19 protein-coding genes and 1 tRNA gene are annotated in these 23615 nt (G+C 69.4%); 11 read left to right on the top strand and 9 right to left on the bottom strand.

The genetic code is table 11. The annotated features are described in order from the left end of the window. Positions 1 to 59: 59 nt before the first annotated feature. A complete protein-coding gene (locus AB0L65_RS09600; RefSeq protein WP_364242468.1) occupies positions 60 to 977 on the top strand; it encodes a ubiquitin-like domain-containing protein in 918 nt (305 codons plus the stop codon). Between the two features lie 4 nt (positions 978 to 981). On the opposite strand, the gene AB0L65_RS09595 is transcribed toward AB0L65_RS09600, so the two are convergent. Both AB0L65_RS09595 and AB0L65_RS09590 read right to left on the bottom strand, forming a co-directional pair. After that, positions 982 to 2169 (bottom strand): hypothetical protein, encoded by a 1188-nt coding sequence (locus AB0L65_RS09595; RefSeq protein ID WP_364242836.1) that lies wholly within the window; start codon positions 2167 to 2169, stop codon positions 982 to 984. Continuing rightward, complete coding sequence (locus tag AB0L65_RS09590) at positions 2169 to 4037, bottom strand: protein kinase (protein ID WP_364242834.1); 1869 nt, start codon at positions 4035 to 4037, stop codon at positions 2169 to 2171. Before AB0L65_RS09590 ends, AB0L65_RS09595 begins: the two co-directional genes overlap by 1 nt. Before the next feature lie 70 nt (positions 4038 to 4107). Between AB0L65_RS09590 and rsmA the strand changes: the two genes are divergently transcribed. Continuing rightward, positions 4108 to 4968, top strand: coding sequence for a 16S rRNA (adenine(1518)-N(6)/adenine(1519)-N(6))-dimethyltransferase RsmA (gene rsmA / locus AB0L65_RS09585; RefSeq protein ID WP_364242466.1), 861 nt, complete (start codon positions 4108 to 4110; stop codon positions 4966 to 4968). A 638-nt stretch (positions 4969 to 5606) separates the two neighbouring features. After that, positions 5607 to 6380, top strand: a complete 774-nt coding sequence (locus AB0L65_RS09580; RefSeq protein ID WP_364242463.1) for an NlpC/P60 family protein — start codon at positions 5607 to 5609, stop codon at positions 6378 to 6380. Here AB0L65_RS09580 and AB0L65_RS09575 read toward each other — a convergent pair. Continuing rightward, entirely contained in the window at positions 6353 to 7195 is an 843-nt protein-coding gene (locus AB0L65_RS09575) for an arginase family protein (protein WP_364242460.1), read from the bottom strand. The two genes, AB0L65_RS09580 and AB0L65_RS09575, sit on opposite strands and share 28 nt — an antisense overlap. Before the next feature lie 223 nt (positions 7196 to 7418). Next, positions 7419 to 8321 (bottom strand): 4-(cytidine 5'-diphospho)-2-C-methyl-D-erythritol kinase, encoded by a 903-nt coding sequence (locus tag AB0L65_RS09570; RefSeq protein WP_364242457.1) that lies wholly within the window; start codon positions 8319 to 8321, stop codon positions 7419 to 7421. A gap of 897 nt (positions 8322 to 9218) precedes the next feature. On the opposite strand from AB0L65_RS09570, the gene AB0L65_RS09565 reads away from it, so the two are divergent. Next, positions 9219 to 11060, top strand: coding sequence for an ABC-F family ATP-binding cassette domain-containing protein (locus AB0L65_RS09565; RefSeq protein ID WP_364242455.1), 1842 nt, complete (start codon positions 9219 to 9221; stop codon positions 11058 to 11060). A 211-nt stretch (positions 11061 to 11271) separates the two neighbouring features. On the opposite strand, the gene AB0L65_RS09560 is transcribed toward AB0L65_RS09565, so the two are convergent. Continuing rightward, positions 11272 to 11778 carry a MarR family transcriptional regulator gene (locus AB0L65_RS09560; protein ID WP_364242452.1) on the bottom strand — a complete coding sequence of 169 codons (507 nt, stop codon included), beginning with the start codon at positions 11776 to 11778 and terminating at the stop codon, positions 11272 to 11274. Between the two features lie 57 nt (positions 11779 to 11835). Between AB0L65_RS09560 and AB0L65_RS09555 the strand changes: the two genes are divergently transcribed. The 4 genes from AB0L65_RS09555 to AB0L65_RS09540 are packed head-to-tail and all read left to right on the top strand — an operon-like array spanning position 11836 to position 15644. Continuing rightward, positions 11836 to 12606 carry a trans-aconitate 2-methyltransferase gene (locus tag AB0L65_RS09555; RefSeq protein ID WP_364242449.1) on the top strand — a complete coding sequence of 257 codons (771 nt, stop codon included), beginning with the start codon at positions 11836 to 11838 and terminating at the stop codon, positions 12604 to 12606. Further along, positions 12603 to 12941: a glyoxalase gene (locus AB0L65_RS09550; RefSeq protein WP_364242447.1), complete on the top strand. Its 339-nt coding sequence runs from the start codon at positions 12603 to 12605 to the stop codon at positions 12939 to 12941. The genes AB0L65_RS09555 and AB0L65_RS09550 overlap by 4 nt, the downstream gene beginning before the upstream one ends. A gap of 52 nt (positions 12942 to 12993) precedes the next feature. Further along, positions 12994 to 14472, top strand: a complete 1479-nt coding sequence (locus AB0L65_RS09545) for a CYTH and CHAD domain-containing protein (protein WP_364242444.1) — start codon at positions 12994 to 12996, stop codon at positions 14470 to 14472. Further along, positions 14469 to 15644, top strand: coding sequence for a cytochrome P450 (locus AB0L65_RS09540; RefSeq protein WP_364242442.1), 1176 nt, complete (start codon positions 14469 to 14471; stop codon positions 15642 to 15644). Before AB0L65_RS09545 ends, AB0L65_RS09540 begins: the two co-directional genes overlap by 4 nt. A gap of 24 nt (positions 15645 to 15668) precedes the next feature. Here AB0L65_RS09540 and AB0L65_RS09535 read toward each other — a convergent pair whose 3' ends face one another. From AB0L65_RS09535 to AB0L65_RS09520, 4 genes are all read right to left on the bottom strand, one after another. Beyond that, entirely contained in the window at positions 15669 to 16499 is an 831-nt protein-coding gene (locus AB0L65_RS09535) for an NUDIX hydrolase (protein WP_364242439.1), read from the bottom strand. Then, on the bottom strand, positions 16492 to 18552 hold the full coding sequence (locus AB0L65_RS09530; RefSeq protein WP_364242436.1) for an RNA degradosome polyphosphate kinase: 2061 nt from the start codon (positions 18550 to 18552) through the stop codon (positions 16492 to 16494). The genes AB0L65_RS09535 and AB0L65_RS09530 overlap by 8 nt, the downstream gene beginning before the upstream one ends. Positions 18553 to 18740: 188 nt before the next feature. Further along, positions 18741 to 19700 (bottom strand): TetR family transcriptional regulator, encoded by a 960-nt coding sequence (locus AB0L65_RS09525; protein WP_364242433.1) that lies wholly within the window; start codon positions 19698 to 19700, stop codon positions 18741 to 18743. Positions 19701 to 19743: 43 nt separating this feature from the next. After that, the gene (locus AB0L65_RS09520) at positions 19744 to 20682 is read right to left on the bottom strand and encodes a fatty acid desaturase (RefSeq protein WP_364242430.1); all 939 of its coding nucleotides are present in this window, start codon (positions 20680 to 20682) and stop codon (positions 19744 to 19746) included. A 300-nt stretch (positions 20683 to 20982) separates the two neighbouring features. Between AB0L65_RS09520 and AB0L65_RS09515 the strand changes: the two genes are divergently transcribed. The 3 genes from AB0L65_RS09515 (at position 20983) to AB0L65_RS09505 (ending at position 23606) form a co-directional block, all read left to right on the top strand. Continuing rightward, positions 20983 to 21054 (top strand) — tRNA-Gln (locus tag AB0L65_RS09515). Between the two features lie 126 nt (positions 21055 to 21180). Continuing rightward, the gene (gene glmU, locus AB0L65_RS09510) at positions 21181 to 22632 is read left to right on the top strand and encodes a bifunctional UDP-N-acetylglucosamine diphosphorylase/glucosamine-1-phosphate N-acetyltransferase GlmU (protein WP_364242428.1); all 1452 of its coding nucleotides are present in this window, start codon (positions 21181 to 21183) and stop codon (positions 22630 to 22632) included. Continuing rightward, the gene (locus AB0L65_RS09505) at positions 22629 to 23606 is read left to right on the top strand and encodes a ribose-phosphate diphosphokinase (protein ID WP_364242425.1); all 978 of its coding nucleotides are present in this window, start codon (positions 22629 to 22631) and stop codon (positions 23604 to 23606) included. The genes glmU and AB0L65_RS09505 overlap by 4 nt, the downstream gene beginning before the upstream one ends. Positions 23607 to 23615 lie beyond the last annotated feature (9 nt).

The following is a 23615-nucleotide window of genomic DNA, read 5'->3' as shown; positions in this document are numbered from 1 at the left end:
CGGGCGGTCCTGACCGTTACCGGAATCGGGCGGCCCGTGGCCGCACCCGGAGGTGCTTCGTGCGAGGTAAGAGGCGCGCGCCTCGTCCCCCGATCCCGTGGCGTTCGCCGTGGACGCCGGTCGTGTGCCTGGCGGGCATGGCGGCGCTGGGGGCGATCGTGGCGGTGTCGTCCCTGGTCAAAGAGGTCGTCGTGATCGTCGACGGCAGGCAGTCGCAGGTCCGCGCGTTCGCGGGGACCGTGCACGACGTGCTCGCCGAGGCCGGGGTCTCGGTGGGGTACGGCGACCTCGTACGGCCTCCCGCCCACGAGGACGTCACCGACGGATCCACCATCGAGGTTCGCCACGCCCGCCCGATCACCCTGACCCTGGACGGCCGTACCAGCAGGCACCTGGTCACCGCCACGAACGTCGGCGACGCCCTCGCCGAACTCGACCTCACCCCGGCCGCCGGCAAGCTCTCCGCGCCGCCGGACGGCGCGGTGCCGCTGTCGGGGATGGAGCTGACCGTCTACACCAGGCGCAGGGTGTACGTGGTCGCCGGCACGAGCCGGATCGCCTCGCGCACCACCGCCAGGACGGTACGCGAGGTGCTCAGGCAGAAGCGCATCCCGCTGCGCCGCGGCTACGTGGTGAACCCGCCGCTCGGCAGCTTCCCCAAGGACGGGACGGTCATCACGGTCACGCCATCGCACACCGTACCGATCCGGCCGGAGGTCCTGCGGCTCAACTGGCAGGCCCTGGCCGTATGCGCGGCTCAGGGCGACCCCCAGGCCTACAACCCGGACGGGCCGTACTACGGGATGTACCAGTTCAGCCTGCCCGTGTGGCAGGTCGCAGGCGGGATGGGGATCCCCAGCACGTGGCCGGCGGAGGAGCAGACGTACCGGGCGCAGGTCCTCTACCAGCAGATGGGCAGCCGCTGGCAGACCCAGTGGCCGAACTGCGCCGACCGCCTCTTCGACCCGCCCCAGTAGGGGGTCATCCCGATAGGGACACCCCGAAATCCGCGCCCTTGGCCGGCTGGATCGGCTGGAGCGTCTCGGCGTTCCGCCCGGCCACCGCCACCCTCCCGTACGGCCGCGCGTCCGGCTGCCCCACGAACAGCTTGTTGCCGCTGAACGCCACCGACCACCCGGACAGCCCGTCGCCGGTCGCCAGCTGCCGATCCTCGGCCGCGTTCTTCCAGGAGACCACCCGGACACCGCCCCCGTACGGGGCGCCGATGGCCAGCCTGCCGTCCGCCGACGCCGCCATCGAGAAACCGAACGCCTGCTTGCCCCCCTGCGTCACCCTCCGCGTCGGTTTCCTGCCGGGGTCGAGCAGCTGCACGTACCCGGGGCCGGGGGAGCTCACCGCGTACCCGGAGCCCTCGCCGTACACCACCGAATAGCCGAACCTGTCGCCGGAGACGTCGGTCGGCGAGTCCAGCTTGAACGACGTGATCTTGGGTGCCAGCACGTCGTCGATGAAGACCACCGACCCCGAGTCGATCTTGCCGGTCTCGACCTGGCGGCCGGCGCCGTCGTCGTTCTCGTACGGGACGCCGACGACCAGCTCGTTCTTCGGCCCGAACGCCATCGACCAGCCGAACTGGTCGCCGACCTCGCTGTTGCCCCGCACGTCGTCGGACTCCTGGCTGATCCTGCGCAACTGGCCGGTGCCCTGGCGTACGTAGATCGCGCCCACGTCGGGGAGCCGTCCCTCGTCCTCGTACGGCGCGCTGATCGCCAGCAGGTCGCCGCGCGCGGCCAGCGACCAGCCGAAGTGCGCGAACCGCTGGGGCCGGGCCGCGGTCAGCCGCTGGGGAGGCGTGGCGCCGCCGCCGTAGACGACGTACGCGGCGCCGGCGTCCTCGGTACCGTCCACGTCCGCGTACGGCGCGCCGATCACCAGGTCGGCGCAGGCGTCGGCGTCGACCTTGGCCAGCCGTACGGACCAGCCGAAGGCGTCGCCCCTGGCCAGGTCGGGGACGGTGACGGGGACGACCTTGTCGCCCGACAGCACGCTCACCGAGCCCTTCTGGTCGTCCGCGAACGGGTCGCCCACCGCGACGTCGTCCACGCCGTCACCGTCGAAGTCGGCGGCTCCGGCGCAGGCCGCCGCGCCGGTGTGCATGAGCGGTGTCCCCGTCGCGAGCATGAGCGCGATGAGCGCGGATCGGATCATCACAGCGCGACCTCGATCTGCTTGCCGTTCTCGAGCATGGTCGCCGTCAGCTTCACGGGTTTGCGGTACATCGCCAGGTCGAACACGAACGCGCTGTCCACCCGCCCGCCCGGCAGGATGGCCGGGGGCAGGGTGAGGGCGGCCGGGTCGTGTTCGCCGCCCCGGTCGTCGACCATGGTGACGACGGGCTGGATCAGCTGCCTGCGCTCGCCGCCGGGGTTGAGCATCGTCCAGCGGATCACGCAGAGCTGGCCCTGGGTCGCGGTCTTGCCCTCGTACTCCTTCAGCCCGCACTCCGGCGCCGACGCGACGATCGCGACGGGGTCGTCGAAGTTGGCGCCCAGCGCGAAGCGGCGGCCCACGTCGTTCGGACCGGCGGTGCCGGTCGTCTGGGACGGGGTGCCGGAGGTGGCGGTGGTGGGCGTGTTGCGGGCGGAGGTGACGATCAGTACGGCCACCGTCACGACGATGGCCAGCACGGCGGCCGCGGCGGCGATGAGCCACCGGGTGCCCTTCGTCCTGGAGCCGCCGAGGGTGTCGGGTTCGTCGTTGCCCGCCAGGGTTTCGGGCGGCCGGGTGTTGTCGCCGGGCAGGCTGCCTTGACGCAGCTGCGCCTGGGCTTCCGGTCCACCCGAGCGGGCCTGCTCCTTCTTCTTGGCCAGGGCTTCGGCCTGAGCCTGTTCCCGCTGCCGCGCCTGCGCCTCCCAGCGCGCGAACTCCTCCTTGGCGGCCTCTTCCTCCCTGCGCGCCAGCTCCTCGACCGACGGCTGAGGGGGCGCGCCCGCGTTTCCGAACGAGCCCGGCACACTGGGCGCACTCGAGGCGCTGGAGGCGCCAGGGATGCTCGGGTTGGGAGGGCTGACCGGGTTGGCCGGATTGCCCGCGTTGCCGGGGATGCTCGGGGCTCTACCAGTGGCATCACTCGGCGGCGGTGTCGTGAAAGTAGCCGTGATATCCGGCTCATCCACGACATTCTGCGGCGGCTGCCATTCGTTGAGCATCTCGGTCGCGACCAAGGTGGGCGGATCGGCGGGGCGCGCCGGCGTACTGCCTCCCACCAGGGCGATCAGGAGATCCTGCGCCGACGGGCGCACGGTGGGGTCCATGGAGGTGGCCCGCCGTACTAACTCGTTGAGCGGCGCGGGCAGCACGCCCAGCTCGGGCGGGGCGTTCAGCACGCGCGTGGCCAGCGTGATGGGGTCGCCGCGGCCGAACGGGTGCCGTCCGTTGCCCGCGTACGCCACCAGGCAGCCCCAGGCGAAGATGTCGGCCGCCGGGCTGACCACCTCGCCGCGCACCTGCTCCGGGGCCCACCATCCGGGGCTGCCCAGCAGTTCGCCGGAGAGCGTGAACCCGGTCTCCCGGTCGAGCGCCCTGGCGATGCCGAAGTCGATCACCCTGGGCCCCGACAACGACAGGATCACGTTCGCCGGTTTCAGGTCTCTGTGCACGAGCCCGGCCACGTGGATCGCCGCCAGCGCCGCCGCGACCCCCAGCGCGACGCCGTGCAGCGGCCCCGGTTCGAGAGAGCCGTATTTCGCGATCTGGTCCGAGAGCGGGGTGCCCGCGATGTACTCGGTCACCATGTACGGACGTCCGTCCCCGGTGTTGCCGTTGTCCAGCACCTGGGCAGTGCAGAACGACGCCACCCGGCGAGCGTTCTCGACCTCCGCATGGAACCTGGCCGCGAACCCCTCCTGGTTGGCGAACTCCGCCTTGACGACCTTGAGCGCGACGAATCGACCCGTCGGTGCCCGCGCGAGGAACACGGTTCCCATCCCGCCCTCGCCGAGCCGACCGAGCAGCCGGTACGGTCCGATTTCCCGCAAGTCCGTCGGGCGGAGCGGCGCGGCGCCCGTTGGCTCCATGAGGGACGTCCCTTCCTGTTCCACGCCATCCTCTCCTTTGGTCTCCCCAAGCGCCATCGATGGTTCTTCGATGCGAGAGACTGGTTGGATGATGAGGCTGTTGGGCCCTGCAGAAATACGTATTTTGGCGGACAAGCTAGATCTTCGTCCGACAAAAAAGCTAGGCCAGAACTTCGTGATCGACGCAGGAACCGTCCGGCGCATCGTCCGCGTGGCCGATCTTTCGGAGAACGACGTGGTCATCGAGGTGGGGCCGGGCCTCGGCTCGCTCACCCTCGCCCTCCTGCCCCCCGCCGCGCACGTGGTGGCGGTCGAGATCGACCCGGTGCTGGCGGGCCAGCTCCCCATCACGGTGGCAGACCGCGGCGGGCTCGACAAGCTCACGGTCGTGAACGCGGACGCCATGAGGATCACCTCAGACGATCTGTCCGGATTCGCCCCCACCGCCCTCGTCGCCAACCTCCCCTACAACGTGGCCGTCCCGGTGGTGCTCCACCTTCTCGAGGTCCTGCCGTCCCTGCGCAAGGGCCTGGTCATGGTCCAGTCGGAGGTCGCCGACCGCCTCGCCGCCGGCCCCGGCTCGAAGGTGTACGGGGTGCCGTCGGTCAAGGCCGCCTGGTACGCGGACGTACGCCGCGCCGGTCCGGTCGGCCGTACCGTCTTCTGGCCCATCCCCAACGTCGATTCCGGCCTCGTCTCCATGGTCCGCCGCGAGCCGCCCACGACGAGCGCGTCGCGCGAGGAGGTGTTCGCGGTGGTGGACGCCGCCTTCGCCCAGCGCAGAAAGACCTTGCGCGCGGCCCTGGCGGGCTGGGCGGGCAGCGCGGCCCAGGCGGAGACGGCGCTGAGGGCGGCCGGCGTGGACCCCTCGGCCCGCGGGGAGCAACTGGACATCACATCCTTCGCCCGCATAGCCGAACTCAAGCCCTAACCCCCTCCGCATCCCCTCCCATCCGACACCCTGCCCACCCTCCCCGGCCACTCCCCGGGCCACCACCCCCGGGGCCGCCACCACGCCCGGGGCCGCCACCCCCGGGACACCACGCCCGGGACACCACGCCCGGGACACCACCCCCGGGACACCACCCCCGGGACACCACGCCTGGCCGCCACCTCTCCGGGCCACCACCCCCACCTCACCCTCTCGCCCGGTACCCTGCCCCGCCCTCCGGCCCGGCACCTCACCTCACCCTTCCGCCCGGGTGCCCTGCCCCACCGTCCCGGCAGGTGCCCAACCAGCCCTTCTGGGATGCCCCATGGCACCCCTTCCGTCCGGTGTGCCCAACCCCACGCTTCCGTCCGGCGCCCCAACCGACTCCTCGTCGGCCTCAACCGACTCTCCCGGTCGGCACCCAACCAGCCGTCCCGGCCGATGCCCTGACCCACCCCGACCGGTACCCCCTCCCGGCCAGCACTCCAATTCACCCGCGGCGCACCGATCCGATGTCGTTGTCCACAGCCCCACTCACCCAGCCTCCCGTTTTCCACAGAATCACGCTCGGCCCAACCTCATCTCCCGCCACCGAATGATCCTGGCCTCCACACCCACCACACGGTCAGGAGGCCACCATGATCACCCTCCCCACCTTCCTCAGGCTCACCCTCGGCGGCGTCCTCTTCGGCGGGCTCATCGCAGTCCTGACCCCCCTCCCGACCTCCGCCCAAGCAGCGGCGCCCCGGCCCCGGCCTCAACCCAGGACCCTGCCCCCCGTCCCGACCTCGGCCCAAACTGCAGCAACCCGGCCCCAACTCAGCAGCCTGACGCCCCTCCCGACCTCGGCCCAAACCGCAGCAACCCCACCCCAACGCAGGATCCTGACCATCACCCCCGAAGCCGAGCCCCTTCAACGCACCTCAGACGGTAGGGCCACCGATCCCACAACCGGGCTCGATTCACTCCTACGCACCCCCGGCGGCAGGATCACCACCCCCACAAGGGGCCAGATCGCCGCCTCGGCCGCCCTCGACCAGTTGGGAGTCTCCTTCTCCTGGGGCGGCGGCTCATCGAAAGGCCCCACCATCGGCATCGGAAGGGGAGCCGGCACAAGGGGCTTCGACTGCAGCGGCCTGACCCTCTACGCCTGGTCGAAGGCTGGCATCGCCCTCACCCACTACACCGGCGCCCAGTTCCGCCAGGGCCGCAGGATCCCGTTCCGCGCGCGACGCGCGGGCGACCTGCTCTTCTTCGGCGGCGGCACGGGCGACCCGACCCACGTGGCCCTGTTCCTGCGGGACGGCCTCATGATCCACGCCCCCAGAACAGGCGACGTGGTCAGAAAGACCAACTTCCTGGCCTCGCCGTACTTCCGCGCCGCCTACCGCGGCGTCGTACGTCCAGGCTGAGCACAGACCTTCACCAGCTCGCCGACCAACCCGGAGAGCAACTCCTGATCTTCCTGCCTGGACGGCTCGTACTCCGTGAGCCCCAACCCCGCCACCTCGAACCGCTCGGCAACGGCGGTGACGAGTGAGAGCAACTGTTCAGGCTGCAGCCCGCCCGGCGTAGGACACCCCACACTCCGGAAGACCAGAGGATCGAGCACATCGAGATCGATATGAACGTAGACCACAGGCTCGCGCCCGTCAGGGCCGTCATCCCCGAGCGCCCCAGCACCACAGCCCTCGATCGCCGCGACCAGCCCAGCGCCGTCCACCATCGGAAGATGCCGGACCCCGTGCTCCTCGACGAAGGCGGCCTCACCCGAATCGAGGTCCCGCACTCCCACAAGCACGATCCGCCCAGGCGCCACCGGCTCCCGAGCCACCAGCCCCTCGGGCCCTTCCCCGGTGAGCGCCCGCAGCACCATCCCGTGATAGGCCCCGGAAGGCGACGACTCAGGCGTGTTCAGATCCCCGTGGGCATCGAACCAGACCACAACGAGCCGATCCCCGTACCGCTCCCGAGCCGCCGCAACCGGCTCGAGCTCAACCCCGCAATCCCCGCCAACGGTGACCAGGAGCCCACCTTGAGCCTGCCCGACCGCCGCACGAACCTTCACAGCCGTCGAGCGAAGATCGTCATCAACTTCGACACAAACCTGCTGATCCGCCGCCCCTACCATCCCGGCCAGCAACCGCGCCCCTTCCCGCAGGCGCTCAGCCGTGGGAGCCCCGGACCCCCGCCACTGCCCCACCTCAACCACCGTCACCCCGGCCATCGCGGCCTCCCTCGTCACCTCAGCCTCATCGGTCACTCCCGGGAGACCAACTGCTCAAGCCGATACCCCGCAAACCAACGCTACGCGGGAGGACGAGAGTGCCACCAGGGCGGCGTCCTGGACCAGGGCGTGGGCGCCAACGCTATGCGAGAGGCCGAGTACCAGACCAGGGCGGAGTCCTGGACCGGGGCGTGGGCGCGGACGCTATGCGAGAGGCCGGGGATCAGACCAAGGTGGCGCCCTGGACCGGGCCGTGGGCGGCTACGGCCGTGTGCGCGGCGCCCGTGGTGGTCAGGCTGAGGGCCAGGTCGCGGGCGTGGAGGGCGTCGATGGCCAGGAAGGCGCACGTCGGGCCCGACCCCGAGACGATCGCGCCCAGGGCCCCGTGCTGACGGCCGGCGTCCAGCGTGGGCGCGAGTTCCGGCCTCAGGCTGAGCGCGGCCGACTGGAGGTCGTTGCTCAGGTGGGCGCCCAGGGAGTACGCGTCGCCCGTACCCAGCGCCTCCATCAGGGAGTCGTCGAGCTGAGGCCACGGCACCTCGGCCCCTTCGGCCGCCCTGAGCCGGTCGCACTCGGCGTAGACGCTGGCTGTGGAGAGCCCGCCGTCCGCCAGCGCGAACACCCAGTGGAACGTCCCCCCGGTGGGCAGCTCGCTCAGCTGCTCACCGCGACCTGTGCCGACCGCCGTGCCCCCGAGCAGGGAGAACGGGACATCGCTGCCGAGGTCACCGGCGATCTCCATGAGGTCTTCGAACGGCAGCCCCAGACCCCACAGCTCATTGCACGCCACCAGCGCACCGGCGGCGTCGGCGCTGCCGCCCGCCATCCCGCCCGCCACGGGGATGTCCTTCTGGATGATCAGATCGACGCCGTACGTGCGACCCGCGTGCTTGGCAAGCGCCCGGGCGGCCCGGATCGCCAGGTTGCTCTCGTCGGTCGGCACCTGGTCGGACCACTTCCCGTTCACCGCCACGGTGATCGACTCGGACTCCTTGGCTACCACCTCATCGAAGATCGATACTGCGTGGAAGACGTTCACCAGGTCGTGGTAGCCATCTTCCCTGAGCGGGCCGACAGAAAGCTGTACGTTGACCTTCGCGGGCACACGTACGGTCACCGAACTCATCGATCTTCTGCCACTCTCATCACTTGCCGGGGTCAAGGACACTCGATGTTATCGAGGCCCGCCGCCCTGACATGCGGTTCTCGAAAGATGACCTCAGGAACGCCCAACTCATCAACACGCAGAGTCAAGTTCGTAGACATTTGCCCCAGATCCTCACCGGATCATGGGCGTGCCCCGAGATGGACGTCTCCTGCGACGGCGACGGCGACGGCGACGGCGACGGCGACGGCGACGGACGGTCCTACGACGTACGCTTCCAGCAACGGCCGCCCGATCGCGGCCTGGGCGCCTCCTGCGATGAGCGCCTCATCGCGGCGTGGACTCCTGCGACACACGTCTCCTTCGGTGACGGATGCCCCTGTTGGATGTGAACGCTTCCTGCGATGGTGATGCCTCGTGGGATGTGGGTGTCTCCTGCGGTGCGGGTGCTTCGTGGTTACGTGAGCGCCTCGTGCGGTGGTGATGCCTCGTGGGATGTGGGCGTCTCCTGCGGTGCGGGTGCTTCGTCGTGACGTGAGCGCCTCCTGCGGTGGTGATGCCTCATGGGACATGGGCGTCTCCTGCGGTGCGGGTGCTTCGTCGTGACGTGAGCGCCTCCTGCGGTGGTGATGCCTCATGGGACATGGGCGCCTCTTGCGATGGAGTGCTTCGTCGTGACGTGAGCGCCTTCTGCGGTGACGGGTACCGGCAGGGACATGGACTTTCCCCGGGATGGACGTCTTCTACGACGACCGGGACGTCTTCTACGACGACCGGGACGTCTTCTGCGACGTACGCCTCGTGAGCGGGTCGTGCGTGTGTACGGCTGGTCGGAAGTGCTGCCGGGCGTTACGAGGGGTGGAGGCGCGCAAATCGTCGGGCGTTGGGTGGGCGGGGAGCCGATACCCTGGGGAGGTCATGAATCTGGTCAATCTTGAGTCGGTTTCCCATGCGTACGGGCCCAAGCCGCTCCTCAGCGACGTTTCCCTGGGTGTCGAGGCAGGCGAGCGCATCGGTGTCGTCGGCCGTAACGGGGGCGGGAAGACGACCCTCCTGTCCGTGATCGCGGGAGCGGTACAGCCCGACAAGGGGCGGGTCACGCATAACCGGGGCCTGCGGGTCGGGTTCCTGTCGCAGCAGGACACGCTCGACGCCGGCGCCGCCGTTCGCGAGATCGTCCTCGGCGAGCGGGCCGAGCACGAGTGGGCGGGGGATCAGCGCGTACGCGAGATCCTCGCCAACCTGATCGGCGACCTCGACCTCGACGCCAGGGCCGGCGATCTGTCCGGTGGAGAGCGCAGGCGTACGGCGCTGGCGCAGTTGCTCATCGACGACCATGACCTGATCATGCTGGATGAGCCCACGAACCACCTCGACATCGAGGCCATTGCCTGGCTGGCCGGGCATCTGGCGGCGAGCAAGAGCGCGCTGGTGGCCGTGACGCACGACCGGTGGTTCCTCGACGCCGTGTCGAGCCGTACGTGGGAGGTCGTGGACGGGCGGGTCGAGCGGTATGAGGGCGGCTATGCCGCTTACGTGCTCGCGAAGGCCGAACGGGCGCGGATCGCGCAGGCCGCCGAGGAGCGCCGCCAGAACCTCATGCGCAAGGAGATCGCCTGGCTGCGCCGTGGCCCGCCTGCCCGCACGTCCAAGCCGAAGTTCCGCATCGAGGCCGCCCAGGCTCTGATCGCGAACGAGCCTCCGGCGCGCGAGACCGTCGAGCTGATGAAGTTCGCCGCGGCCCGCCTCGGCAGGACCGTTTACGATCTTGAGGACGTCACCCTGCACGCCGGCGGGCCGGACAGCGGGCCGCTGGTGCTCGACGATCTCACGTGGCAGTTCGGCCCGGGGGACCGCATCGGGCTGATCGGGGTGAACGGCTCCGGCAAGTCGTCGGTGCTGCGCCTGCTCGCCGGCACCGTGGTGCCCGACTCCGGGCGCGTGATCAAGGGCAAGACGGTACGCCTCGCGCACCTGTCCCAGGAGCTGGCCGAGCTGGATCCGGCGCGGCGGGTGCTGGAGTCGGTCGAGGAGGTACGCAAGTACCTCCAGGTCGGCAAGCGGGAGTGGACGGCCTCTCAACTGCTCGAACGCCTGGGGTTCAAGGGCGAGGCGCAGTGGAAGGTCGTCGGCGACCTGTCCGGCGGTGAGCGGCGGCGGCTGCAGTTGCTCAGGCTGCTCATGGACGACCCCAACGTCCTGCTGCTCGACGAGCCCACCAACGACCTCGACATCGAGACGCTCAACGAGCTCGAGGACCTGCTGGACGCCTGGCCCGGCACGCTGGTCCTGGTGAGCCACGACCGCTACTTCCTGGAGCGCGTGACCGATCGCTGTGTGGCGCTGCTCGGTGACGGCAAGCTCTCGCTGCTGCCCGGCGGGGTGGACGAATACCTCGAACGCCGCGCGGCCGGCACGGCCCTGACCGCCCGCCTCGGCACCTCGGCCAACGCCACCATCGCGCAGGCGCCCAGTGTCGCCGCCGCATCGGGGGGCGTCGCGGGTACGTCCACGCCCGACGAAGGGCTCTCGGGGCTGTCGGCCAAGGAGGAGCGCGAGCTGCGCAAGGAGCTCAACCGCCTGGAACGCCAGCTCGACAAGCTGAGCGACCAGGAGTCCCGCCTCCACGCGGCCATGGCCGACGCGGCCAGCGACTACGAGAAGCTGGGCTCCCTCGACGCCCAGCTGCGCGAGATCAACACCCAGAAGGACACGATCGAAGCGGAGTGGCTCGAGGTCGCAGACCGCCTGGGCGACTGAGGCTTCGCGTCCCACAAGGGCGGAGTGGCTCGGGGTAGTCGACCGCCTGGGTGGCTGGGGCTTCGGGTCGCCCGAGGTGAAGTGGCGTGGGGTGGTCGATCGCTTGGGTGACTGACGCGCCGCCGCACACCCGCCCGATGGGGGCGTGGTGTGCGGAGGGCGGGTTGGGGTCGTATGAGAAGGGGTGCCTGCCGGGCGTAGAGCTGGTGGGCTAGCGGGGGGAGTCGAAGGGGGCGAGGAGGGTGCGGAGGAGGCCGGAGAGGGCGCGCTGATCGTCGGAGCCGAGGCCGGACAGGAGCTCGTGTTCCCGCCGCAACAAGTCCGCGAAGGCGGCGTCCACGCGGGCGAGGCCCGGGTCCGTCAAGGACACCAGGACGCCGCGCCGGTCCTCGGGGTCGGGTCGGCGGCGCACCAGGCCCGCCTGGGCGAGCCGGTCGATGCGGTTGGTCATCGTCCCCGAGGTGACGAGCGTGGCCCGCAGCAGGGCGCCGGGGCTGAGCTCGTACGGCTTGCCAGCCCGTCGCAGCGCCGTCAGCACGTCGAACTCCCACGGCTCCAGGTCGTGCTCGGCGAACGCCGCCCGCCTGGCCCGGTCGAGATGCTTGGCCAGTCGTGACACCCTAGAGAGCACCTGGAGCGGCTCGACGTCGAGGTCGGGGCGCTCCGCGCGCCAAGCCGCGACGAGGCGGTCCACCTCGTCTCTAGCATCCTCCGTCATGACACAAGAGTGTACTGTCTTGACATCGAGATATCTCTCTCGATATCAATTATCTTCATGTCAAGAGATATTTGGGACCCGGTAACGTACGCGGTCTACGCCGACGAGCGGTCGCGGCCGTTCATCGAGCTGATCTCCAGAGTGGGGGCGGTCGACCCCGATTATGTCGTGGACGCGGGCTGCGGCAGCGGTGAACTCACCGTTGAGCTGGCCAATCGCTGGCCCCGCGCGACCGTGGAGGGCTACGACTCCTCGCCCGCGATGATCACCAAGGCCCGCGGGCTGGGGTCCAGGGTGCGGTTCGCGGTGGCGGACGTGGCCACGTGGCGTCCCGACCGGCCGATGGACGTGATCGTCTCGAACGCCGTCCTGCAGTGGGTGCCGGAGCATCGCGAGGTGCTGGAGCACTGGGTCGAGGATCTGGCCCCGGGGGGCTGGCTGGCGTTCCAGGTGCCGGGCAACTTCGGCGCCCCCAGCCACGTCGCCATCCGCGAGCTGTGCGCCTCCCGCGCCTGGTCCGACAGGCTCGACGGCGTCCTCAGGGCGCACCCGGTCGACGACCCGATCGACTATCTGGACCTGCTCAACCACGGCGGCGTGCAGGTGGACGCGTGGGAGACGACCTACATGCACGTCCTCCAGGGTGAGAACCCGGTGCTCGACTGGGTCTCCGGCACCGCCCTGCGCCCGGTCTTCGACCGGCTCGACCCGGACGAGCAGCGGCGGTTCAAGCAGGACCTCGCCAAGTCGCTCGCCGAGGCGTACCCGGCCAGGAGCTACGGGACGCCCTTCCCGTTCCGGCGGATCTTCGTGGTGATGCAGAAATGATCCAAGCGCTGCACCACGTCCAGCTCGCCGCGCCCAGGGGCAGCGAACCGGAGCTGAGGCGCTTCTACGAGGGCGTGCTGGGGCTGCGGGAGGTGCCCAAGCCGCCTGAGCTGGCCAAACGCGGTGGGGTATGGTTCAAGGGCGAGGGTGTGGAGGTCCACCTCGGCATCGAGGACGACTTCAGGCCCGCGCGCAAGGCACATCCTGCCTTCCTGGTGGACGACCTCGACGCGTACGCCCCCGGCACGGAGCCCGACCTTCTCTTCCCCGGCTACCGGCGGATCTATCTCTCGGACCCCGTCGGCAACAGAATCGAGCTCCTGCAAGTCGTGTGATGTTCACCTCAAAGTGGCATGATGTTCCGAAATCGGACTCTTGCGAGGTGTAGTGGGCATCGAGATCGAGGACAAATTTGACGTTCCTCCCGACTACGCGATTCCGGACCTGAGCCGTGTGGCCGAGGTCATGGGGCCGAAGAGCTATCAGCTGGTGGCTCTCTATTTCGACACCGCCGACCTGCGGCTGGCCGCCCGAGGCGTCACGCTCAGGCGGCGACGAGGCGGCGACGACGCCGGCTGGCACCTGAAGCTGCCCAAGGCCAAGGGGGTGCGGCAGGAGATCACCCGTCCCCTCACCCGCAGCACCAAGGTCGTGCCCGCAGAACTGGCCGAGCTCGTCCGCGCCTACACCCGCGGCGCCCCGCTCGTGCCGGTCGCCGAGCTGGACACCCGCAGGAGCGTCACCGTCCTGCTCGACGGCGACGTCAAGCTCGTCGAGGTCGCCGACGACCGCGTCAAGGGCACGGTGTACGGGGACGAGCCCACGATCGTACGGTGGCGCGAGGTCGAGGCCGAGCTGCTCGCCCCCGATCGCCAGGCCGTTCTCGCCAAGGTCGGCAAGCGCCTCAGGAAGGCCGGCGCGACGCCCTCGGCGGCCGCCAGCAAACTCGCCAAACTGCTCGAACCCGCCCCGCTCCCCAAAGCCCCGACCGAGCCGGACACGGCGGGCGAGATCGTCGTCGCCTACCTGGCCGGGCAGGTCAACGCCCTCCTCGCGCAGGATCCGCGGGTACGCAGGGCCGAGGACGACGCCGTGCACCAGATGCGCGTGGCCGCCCGCAGGATGCGCAGCGCGCTCAAGGCGTTCAAGAGCGTCATCGCGGACACCGCCCAGGTGCAGGACGAGCTGCGCTGGCTCGGCAACGTGCTCGGCGAGGCCCGCGATCTGGAGGTGATCAGGGCCAGGTTCGCCAAGGAGCTGGCCAGGCTGGAGCCCGAGCTGGTCCACGGTCCCATCCAGACCCGGCTCGGTACGGATCTGTACGAACGCGAGCAGGAGGCGTACGGCCGCATCAAGGAGGCACTCAGCGGCGACCGCTACTACACCCTCCTCAACGTGCTCGATCAGCTCGTCTCCGCCCCGAAGCTGGAGAAGGCGGCGGCCAAGCCCGCCCAGGAGAAGCTCAGCGCCATCGCGGTGGCCGGCTGGAACCGGGTGACGAAGGCCTACGAGACCGCTCAGGCCATAGAAGACCCGGAACGTCGTGAAATAGCCATGCACGACGTACGCAAGGCCGCCAAACGCGCTCGCTACACCGCCGAAGCGCTCCAGCCCACCCTCGGCGCGAACATGGGCAAGCTGGCCAAACTCTCCGAGAACGTCCAGGAAATCCTGGGCACGCACCAGGACGGCGTGGTGGCGCAGGAGACGCTGTCGAAGGAGGCCGAGAGCGCCCGCCAGGCAGGCGAGGACACGTTCACGTACGGAGTGCTCATCGGCATCGAGCGCGGCGCGGCCGAGCGGGCGTACGCGGAGTTCCCCAGAGTCTGGGCAGAGACGGTCGGGGCGGTTATGAAGGTTCTATGAGGAACCTTCCCACCATCCCCTTCGAACGCGGCAACCCGCTGGAGGTGCCCGCCGCGTACCGCGACCTGCGGGCCGAAGCGGGCATCGCGAAGGTACGCACCCAGACGGGCGACGAGGTCTGGCTGGTCAGCGGCTACGAGGACGCGCGCAGCCTGTTCAACGACCCCCGGCTCGGGCGCTCGCATCCCGAGCCGGACAAGGCCGCCAGGCTGTCGGGCTCGGCCATACTCGGCGGCCCCCAGGGCGACATCGCCACGGAGAAGGCCGAGCACGACCGCATGCGCAAGCTGTTCATGCCGTCCTTCTCGGCGCGCAGGATGAAGGCGCTCAGCGACCACGTCGGCTCGCTCGTGGACGAGCGGCTCGACCACCTGGCCAAGCTGACGCCGCCGGTCGACCTGCACGCCGAGCTCTCCTTCCCGCTGCCCGTGCTGGTCATCTGCCAGCTCCTCGGGGTGCCGTACGAGGACAGGGAGTACTTCGGGGGCGTGTCGTTCCGCCTGGGCGACATGCTGGACCTGGAGAAGGGCCAGGCGGCGCGCGATGAGCTGAGCGCGTACATGGCCGGGCTCATCGAGCGCAAGCGGCGCGAGCCGGCCGAGGACGTGCTGTCCGACCTGGCGAACGAGCTGGACGACGACGGGAGGATCGCCGAGCTCGCCGGCGGGCTGCTGTTCGCCGGCCACGAGACCACGGTCAACCGCATCGACTTCGGCGTGCTGCTCCTGCTCGCCAACCCCGGCCAGCGCGACCTGCTCATCGCCGACCCGGGGCTGGCGCCCGGCGCGGTCGAGGAGATCCTGCGGATGGCCACGCCGAGTCTGCACGGCCTGCCCAGGTACGCCCACGAGGACATCGAGATCGGCGGCCACACGATCCGCCGGGGCGAGGCCGTGGTGCTCACCCCCGGCGCGGCCAACCGGGATGAGCGGATCTATCCGGATCCGGATACGTTCGACATCCGGCGTCCGCCGTCCGACCCGCATCTGAGCTTCGGGTACGGCCCGCGCTTCTGCATCGGCGCCAGCCTGGCCAGGGTCGAACTGGTGGCGGTGTTCGGCAGGCTGTTCCAGCGCTTCCCCACCCTGCGGACGGCCGTACCCGTCGAGGAGCTGCCACGCAGCGAGGGGAGGATCGCCGACGGCTTCGCGAAGCTGGAGGTCACCTTGTGAGCGGCGTGGCCTCCAGGCGCTCGGTCAGGCCGCGTAGCGCTCGACGCTGACGACGTGCCCGCCCGCCCGCTGCAGCACGGCGAACGCGCCCTTGCGCAGGTGCAGGTCCTTTCCGCTCAACGTCCTGATCAGGTCGGGGAGCACCTTGCGGTGGCTGCACACGGCCGCGGGCACGGTGATCTCCCTGACCATGGCGGGTGTCTTCTGCGCGTCCTGCCCCTCCTCGCTGAGGAGGGGCTCCAGCTTGAGTTCGGCCCCGTACGGCTCCAGGGTCTGGACGCATCGGGCACTGGGGGAGCTGATCAGCAGCTCGGGCCGGTACGCGGGCAGTGCGGTGGCCAGGTGTGCCGCCTGCGACCGGCCGCCGGTGTCGAGCGGGCGCAGCTCGTCGTCGCCCTGCCACTCGTTCCTGGAGCCGGCCGAGCCGTGCCGTACGAGGACGAGGGGCACGGTCTCGAGCGGCGCGGCCTTCAGCGCGCGCAGCAGCCCCACATCCCATTCGTACGTCAGCAGCCGCCTGGCCTCCTCTAACGGCAGCCAGCGCAGTTCGTCCACCTCGTCATTGGGGGAGAAGCCGTCGTCGGCGGCCACCCGCGCCGTCCAGTAGTCGACCCGCTTGAGCCGCCCGGCGCTGAGGTAGTGGACCGGTGGCAGCGCGCGGCCGAGCAGCACGGTCAGCCCGGTCTCCTCCCGCACCTCGCGCAGGGCGGCGGCGATCACGTGCTCGCCGGACTTCAGCTTGCCCTTGGGGAAGGTCCAGTCGTCGTAGTTGGGACGGTGGATGACGGCGACCTCGGGGCGGCTCTCCTCGCCCCTCCAGACCACGGCTCCGGCGGCGCGGAGCAGGTCAGTCATCAACGGTCCTCCAGCGACGCGTGCTGATGAGATGGCTCTGCGGGTCCTCGCCCGGGTGGCGGGCCCACGTGCCGTCGGAGTGCAGGACCCACGCGTTCGTGGTCTCGGCCATGGCCAGGTCCATCAGCTCGATGAGGTAGGCCTTGTGCTGCGGTGAGGTCACCTTGACCAGGGCCTCGACGCGGCGGTCGAGGTTCCTGCGCATGAGGTCGGCGCTGCCGATCCAGATCTCGGGCCGGCGGCCCAGGCCGAACTCGTACACCCGGGAGTGCTCAAGGAAGCGCCCCAAGACCGACCTTACGCGGATATTTTCGGACAGGTCTGGAATGCCTGGGCGGAGGCTGCAGATGCCCCGCACCCACAGGTCCACCGGGACGCCCGCCCTGGACGCCCGGTAGAGGGCGTCGATGATCGGCTCGTCCACCAGGGAGTTCGTCTTGATCCTGATCCGTGCCGGGCGCCCCGCCTCCTGGTGGGCGATCTCCCGCTCGATCCTGGCCAGCAGCCCGCTGCGCATCGAGTGGGGCGCGACCAGCAGCCGCCGGTAGGCGGAGTGGTTGGAGTAGCCGGTCAGGTGGATGAACAGGTCCGTCACGTCCTCGCCGACCAGCGGGTCGGCGGTGAGCAGGCCGAAGTCCTCGTACTGCCGGGCGGTCTTGGGGTTGTAGTTGCCGGTGCCGATGTGGCAGTAGCGGCGCAGCTCGCCCGAGGGCTCCTGGCGGACCACGAGCGCGAGCTTGCAGTGGGTCTTCAGCCCGACCACGCCGTAGACGACGTGGCAGCCGGCCCGCTCCAGCTTGCGTGCCCAGGAGATGTTGGCGTGCTCGTCGAAGCGGGCCTTGATCTCCACGACCACGACGACCTGCTTGCCCGCCTCTGCCGCGTCGATCAGCGCGTCCACGATGGGGGACTCGCCGCTGGTGCGGTAGAGGGTCTGCTTGATCGCCAGGACCCTGGGGTCGGCCGCGGCCACCTCGATGAAGCGCTGCACGCTGGTGGCGAACGAGTCGTACGGGTGGTGCAGCAGCACGTCGCGCTCGCGCAGGATCGAGAAGAGGTCGTCCTCGGCGCTGATCACCTCGGCCGGCACGAACGGCCGGTAGCTCAGCTCGCCCCGGTCCAGGTCGGCGATGGCGTGCAGGCCCGACAGGTCGAGCGGCCCCTGCAGCCGGTAGATCTCGTGCGGCGCCAGCTCCAGCTCCTCGATCAGCGGCGCCAGCACCTCCGGGGTGATCGTGTCCTCGACCTCGAGCCGCACGGGCGGGCCGAACCGGCGCTTGAGCAGCTCCTTCTCCAGGGCCTGCATGAGGTTCTCGGTGACGTCCTCGTCGACGTCGAGATCCTCGTTCCTGGTGACGCGGAAGACGTGGTGCTGGAGGATCTCCATGCCCTTGAAGAGCTGCCCCAGATGGGCCGCGATGACATCCTCAAGAGGGACGAACCGGTCCTTCGAGGCCTGCACGAACCGCGGCAGCTGCGACGGCACCTTGACCCTCGCGAAGACCGTGTGATCGGTCGCCGGATTCCGCACCAGGACCGCGAGGTTCAGGCTGAGCCCGGAGATGTAGGGGAAGGGGTGCGCGGGGTCCACGGCCAGCGGCGTCAGCACGGGCCTGATCCGCTCCCTGAACAGCTTGCGCAGCTCCGTACGCTCCTCGCGGCCCAGCTCGTCCCACCGGACGATCTCGATGCCCTCGGCGGCCAGCTGCGGGGAGATGTGGTGGTGGAAGGCCGCGGCGTGCCGGATGGCCAGATCGTCCGCGATCGTGGCGATCCTGGCCAGCTCCTCGCGCGGCTTCAGCCCGCTCTTGGTACGCAGCAGCAGGCCCGTGGCCATGCGCCGTTTCAGGCCCGCGACCCGTACGCGGAAGAACTCGTCGAGGTTGCTGGCGAAGATCGCCAGGAAGCGCACCCGCTCCAGGAGGGGGGTCGATGGATCTTCGGCCAGATCGAGCACTCGCTCGTTGAACTGGAGCCAGCTCTCTTCACGATTGAGAAACCGCTCCTGAGGTAGGGGCAGGTCGTTGGCGGGTTGGAACGGTTCCGCGGACATATGGCCTATATTGCCCCGTTTGGTTGAACAGAACGTTAACGCGGTCGCAACGGCTTATCCCGGAAAGTCAACCACGCTCTACCCAATCGTCACTCAAGACATCCCCCCTGTTCAAGCCCACCGCCGGACCGTCTTCCCACATCCGCCCCTCCCGCCGAGGCCCTCCGGACTGGGGTCCTAAGGGCGGTTTACTCCTGGTGGTCCACCTGTTCGAGGCGGGCGGTGCGTTCGGCCAGGCGGGCCTCGCGCTGGCGGATCTTCTCCTCGCGCTCCCGCGTCTTCTCCGCCTCCTTCAGCACCCGCTCGCGCTCCTTCTCGGCCTCCTTGAGCAGCCGCTCCCGCTCCTTGAGGTCCCGGACCCGCGCCTTCTCCGCCTCCTTGAACTCCCGCACCCGCGCCTTCTCGGCCTCCCTGAGCTCCTTGTCCCGAGCCTTCTCCAGCTCGCGCAGCTCCTTCTCGCTCGTGCGCGGCTTGGCGGGGACGGGGGCCGGGGCGGGGACGGAGACGGGCTGGTCGCGGGTCGCGGCGGTGATCGCCGGGTCGGGGTTGAGCCCGGTCAGGCCGTTCCAGGCCAGGTTGACGAGGTGGGCGGCGACCTCCTCGCGGCCCGGCTTGCGTACGTCGAGCCACCACTGACCGGTCAGCGCGACCATGCCGACCAGCATCTGGGCGTACATCGGCGCGAGCTTGGGGTCGTAGCCCCGGGCCGCGAACTCGTCGGCAAGCACGTCCTCGACCTGGCTGGCGATCTCGCTGATCAGGCTCGCGAACGTGCCGGTGCCGGAGGCGGCATGGGAGTCGCGCACCAGGATGCGGAAGCCCTCGCTGCTCTCCTCGATGTACTGGAGCAGCGCCAGCGCGGCCCGCTCCAGTTTGATCAGTGAATGGGACGCGGCCAGCGCCTCGGTGATCATGGTGAGGAGCTTCTGCATCTCGCGGTCCACGACGACCGCGTAGACGCCTTCCTTGCCACCGAAATGCTCGTAGACCACGGGTTTCGACACCTGTGCGGTAGCGGCGATCTCCTCGATAGAGGTCCCGTCGAACCCCTTCTCCGCGAAGAGGGTGCGGCTGATGCTGATCAGCTGCTCTCTGCGCTCGCTACCGGACATGCGCCTGCGAGATCGGGGTTCGGTCACGGTCTCCATAATGACGGCCACGGGTGCGCGGCCGCTCACCGGCTGATCTACGTCAGGCAATGCGCTTCGCCGCCAGGCGTTCGGGGGTGGGCCAGCGGACGTCGTACACCCAGCCCAGCTTCTCGAAGATCCGGATGGACCCGGCGCTCAGGTCGATCTGGCCCTTGAGCGCACCGTGCCGGGCGCAGGTCGGGTCGGAGTGGTGCAGGTTGTGCCAGGACTCGCCGAAGGACGGGATGGCCAGCCACCAGACGTTGCGCGACTTGTCACGCACCTGGAACTCCTCCTCGCCGAAGACGTGGCAGATGGAGTTGATCGACCAGGTCACGTGGTGCAGCAGGCCGATGCGGATGAGCGAGCCCCAGAACAGCGCGGTCAGCGCGCCCTGCCAGGACCAGGTGACGAGCCCGCCGATCACGCCGGGGAGCACGATGGAGGTGATGGCGATCGTGCCGAACCACTTGTGCAGCTTCATGACGTCGGGGTCCTTGACCAGGTCGGGAGCGTACTTCTCGCGGTTGGTCCGCTCGCTCTCGAACAGCCAGCCCATGTGGGCGTACAGGAGGCCCTTGGACAGGGACTTGAAGCCGGGGCCGAACCGCCACGGCGAGTGCGGGTCGCCCTCCTTGTCGGAGAACTTGTGGTGCTTGCGGTGCGTGGCCACCCAGTCGAGTACGGACATCTCCAGCGAAAGGCTGCCCGCGATGCCCAGCGCGATCTTCAGCGGCCGCTTGGCCTTGAACGAGCCGTGGGTGAAGTAGCGGTGCAGCCCCACGGTCACGCCGAGCCCGGAGACCACGTAGAAGACGAAGGAGATGACGATGTCCGACCAGCCGAGACCCCATCCCCACGCGAACGGCACCGCGGCCGCGATCGCGATCAGCGGCAGCCCGACGACGAGCGTGAAGGTGACCAGTTCTGCCTTGGATCTGGGCTCGGGTTCGAATTCGGGCTTCGGCGTCGGAGCAGAACGCTCGGCGACAACGGTCATGGACGACCTCCAACGGCATGTATGAGGATGTATGTCCGGGCTACGCCACCGTAACCTACGCTAGCGTAAGTAAGGAAGCCCTAAGCCGTTAATGGGGGGAACGTGACGCTCTGCAGAACAAGGTGGGTGGGGTTCGCGCCTTGCGCCTTTTAGGGCGGTCTGTTATACGGTCGGCGTGCCGCGTACCTGCCGTTACCTGGGACTTCACGCCCGAGCCGGGTGTGGGACGCAATTACGGGCGCGCGCCGGGGTTCGGGATCGGTATCGTAGGGATGTGTCGGACGCCACGTGTCCGATCTGTCCCGGATCGTCTAATCGGCAGGACAAGTGGTTTTGGTCCACTTTGTAGGGGTTCGAGTCCTCTTCCGGGAGCTGTGACCTGCTCCCCCGGCGAGAATGTTCCGGGTGCGTCCAGGTATCCTCACGGTGTCGGGAGGGTAGCGGTGCGGTAGACGTACCAAATGCCCTGATCCGTCCAGTCACAGGGAGCCTCAGTCCGTGAGTGTGCCGCGCCCGGCAGCCGTCATCGTCCTCGCCGCGGGCGAGGGTACCCGGATGAAGAGTCAGACCCCCAAGGTCCTGCATGAGCTATGTGGCCGTTCGCTGGTCAATCACATGCTCGCAGCCGCACGGGGCCTCGGTCCCGAGCAGCTGATCGTCGTCATCGGCCACGCGCTGGAGCAGGTCGGCGGCCACCTGGCCGCCACCAGCCCCGACGCGCGCGCCGTCGTCCAGCATGAGCAGCGTGGCACCGGCCACGCGGTCCGCACCGTGCTCGAAGAGGTCGGCGTGATCTCCGGCACCGTGCTGGTCACGTACGGGGACGTGCCGCTCATGCGCCCGCGAACCCTCGCCGAGTTGCTCGAACGGCACGAGGCCGAAGGCAACGCGGTCACCGTGCTGACGGCCAACGTGCCCGATCCGACCGGCTACGGGCGGATCATCCGCGACGAGAGCGGCGCCGTGCTGGAGATCGTCGAGGAGAAGGACGCCAGCCCGGAGCAGCGCGCGATCAAGGAGATGAACTCCGGGATCTACGCCTTCGACGGCTCGCTGCTCGCCGACGCCGTCAAGCGCGTGTCCACCGACAACGCCCAGGGTGAGGAATACCTCACCGACGTCCTGGCCATCCTGCGCGGCGACGGCCACCGGGTCGGCGCCTGCGTCGCGGGCGACTTCGTCGAGGTCGAGGGCGTCAACGACCGCGTGCAGCTCGCCGCCGCCCGCAAGGTGCTCAACCTGCGCCTGCTCGAAGACCACATGCGCGCCGGGGTGACGATCATCGACCCCGGCAGCACCTGGATCGACGTCGGCGTGCGGATCGCGCCCGACGTGGTCATCCACCCCGGCACCCAGCTCCACGGCGACACCGTGATCGAGTCCGGCGCCGAGGTCGGCCCCGCCACCACGCTGACCGACACCCGCGTCGGCGAAGGCGCCGTCGTCCGCAACGCCGTCTGCGACAGCGCCGACATCGGCCCCGAGGTCAGCGTCGGCCCCTACGCCTACCTCCGCCCCGGCACGGTGCTCGGCCGCAAGTCCAAGGCCGGCACGTTCGTCGAGATGAAGAACACCAAGGTCGGCGAGCGCTCCAAGGTGCCGCACCTGTCCTACGCGGGGGACGCCACCATCGGCGACGACGTCAACATCGGCGCCTCCACCGTCTTCGTCAACTACGACGGGGTCAACAAGCACCAGACGACCATTCGCGACGGGGTGTTCGTCGGCTGCGACACCATGCTCGTCGCTCCGGTGACGGTCAATGACGGCGCCTACACGGCGGCGGGCTCGGTGATCGTCGACGACGTGCCTCCCGGCGCCATCGGCGTGGCGCGTGCGCGGCAGCGCAACATCGAGAAATGGGTCTTGCGCAGGCGCGCGGGCACGAAGTCGGCCGCGGCCGCCCAGCGGGCGCTGGCCGAGCAAGAGCAGCAGGAGAGTGGCACGTGAGCAGTATCAAACAGCCGGGCGAGAAGAATCTCATGCTCTTCTCCGGCCGGGCCTACCCTGAGCTCGCCGACGAGGTGGCCCATCACGTCGGCGTCTCCCTCACCCCCACCAAGCTGATCGACTTCGCCAACGGCGAGATCTACGCGCGCTATCTGGAGTCCGTACGCGGCTGCGACGCCTTCGTCATCCAGAGCCACACCGCGCCCATCAACAAGTGGATCATGGAACAGCTGATCATGGTCGACGCGCTGAAGCGGGCCTCCGCCAAGCGCATCACCGTGGTCATGCCGTTCTTCGGCTATGCCCGCCAGGACAAGAAGGGCCGGGGCCGCGAGCCCATCACGGCCCGGCTGATGGCCGACATGTTCAAGACCGCGGGCGCCGACCGGCTCATGTCGATCGACCTGCACACCTCGCAGATCCAGGGCTTCTTCGACGGCCCGGTCGACCACCTGTTCGCGATGCCGGTGCTGGAGAGCTACCTCAAGAACAAGCTCGACCTGGAGAACACCACCGTCGTCTCGCCCGACACCGGCCGCGTCCGGCTGTCGGAGCGCTGGGCCGACACGCTCGGCACGCCGCTGGCGTTCATCCACAAGCGCCGTGACCTCGACGTGGCCAACCAGGTGAAGGTCAGCGAGGTCGTCGGACGGGTCCGCGGCCGCACCTGCGTGCTGATCGACGACATGATCGACACCGCGGGCACCATCTGCAAGGCCGCCGACGCCCTCTACGAGCAGGGCGCCACCAACGTGATCACCGCCGCCACCCACGCGGTCTTCTCCGACCCGGCCGTCGACCGGCTGAAGAACTCCCGGATCTCCGAGGTCATCGTCACCAACACGCTGCCGCTGGCGGAGGCCAACAGGTTCGACAAGCTGACGGTGCTGTCGATCGCGCCGCTCATCGCCCGCGCGATCACCGAGGTCTTCCAGGACGGCTCGGTCACGAGCTTGTTCGAGGGTGACACGTGACCGAGTAGA

This window comes from Nonomuraea sp. NPDC052116, assembly GCF_040680035.1.
GTDB classification, from domain to species: Bacteria; Actinomycetota; Actinomycetes; order Streptosporangiales; family Streptosporangiaceae; genus Nonomuraea; species Nonomuraea angiospora_A.
The sequence above is the reverse complement of the archived record's forward strand: the minus strand, read 5'-3'. Positions and strand labels throughout refer to the sequence as shown.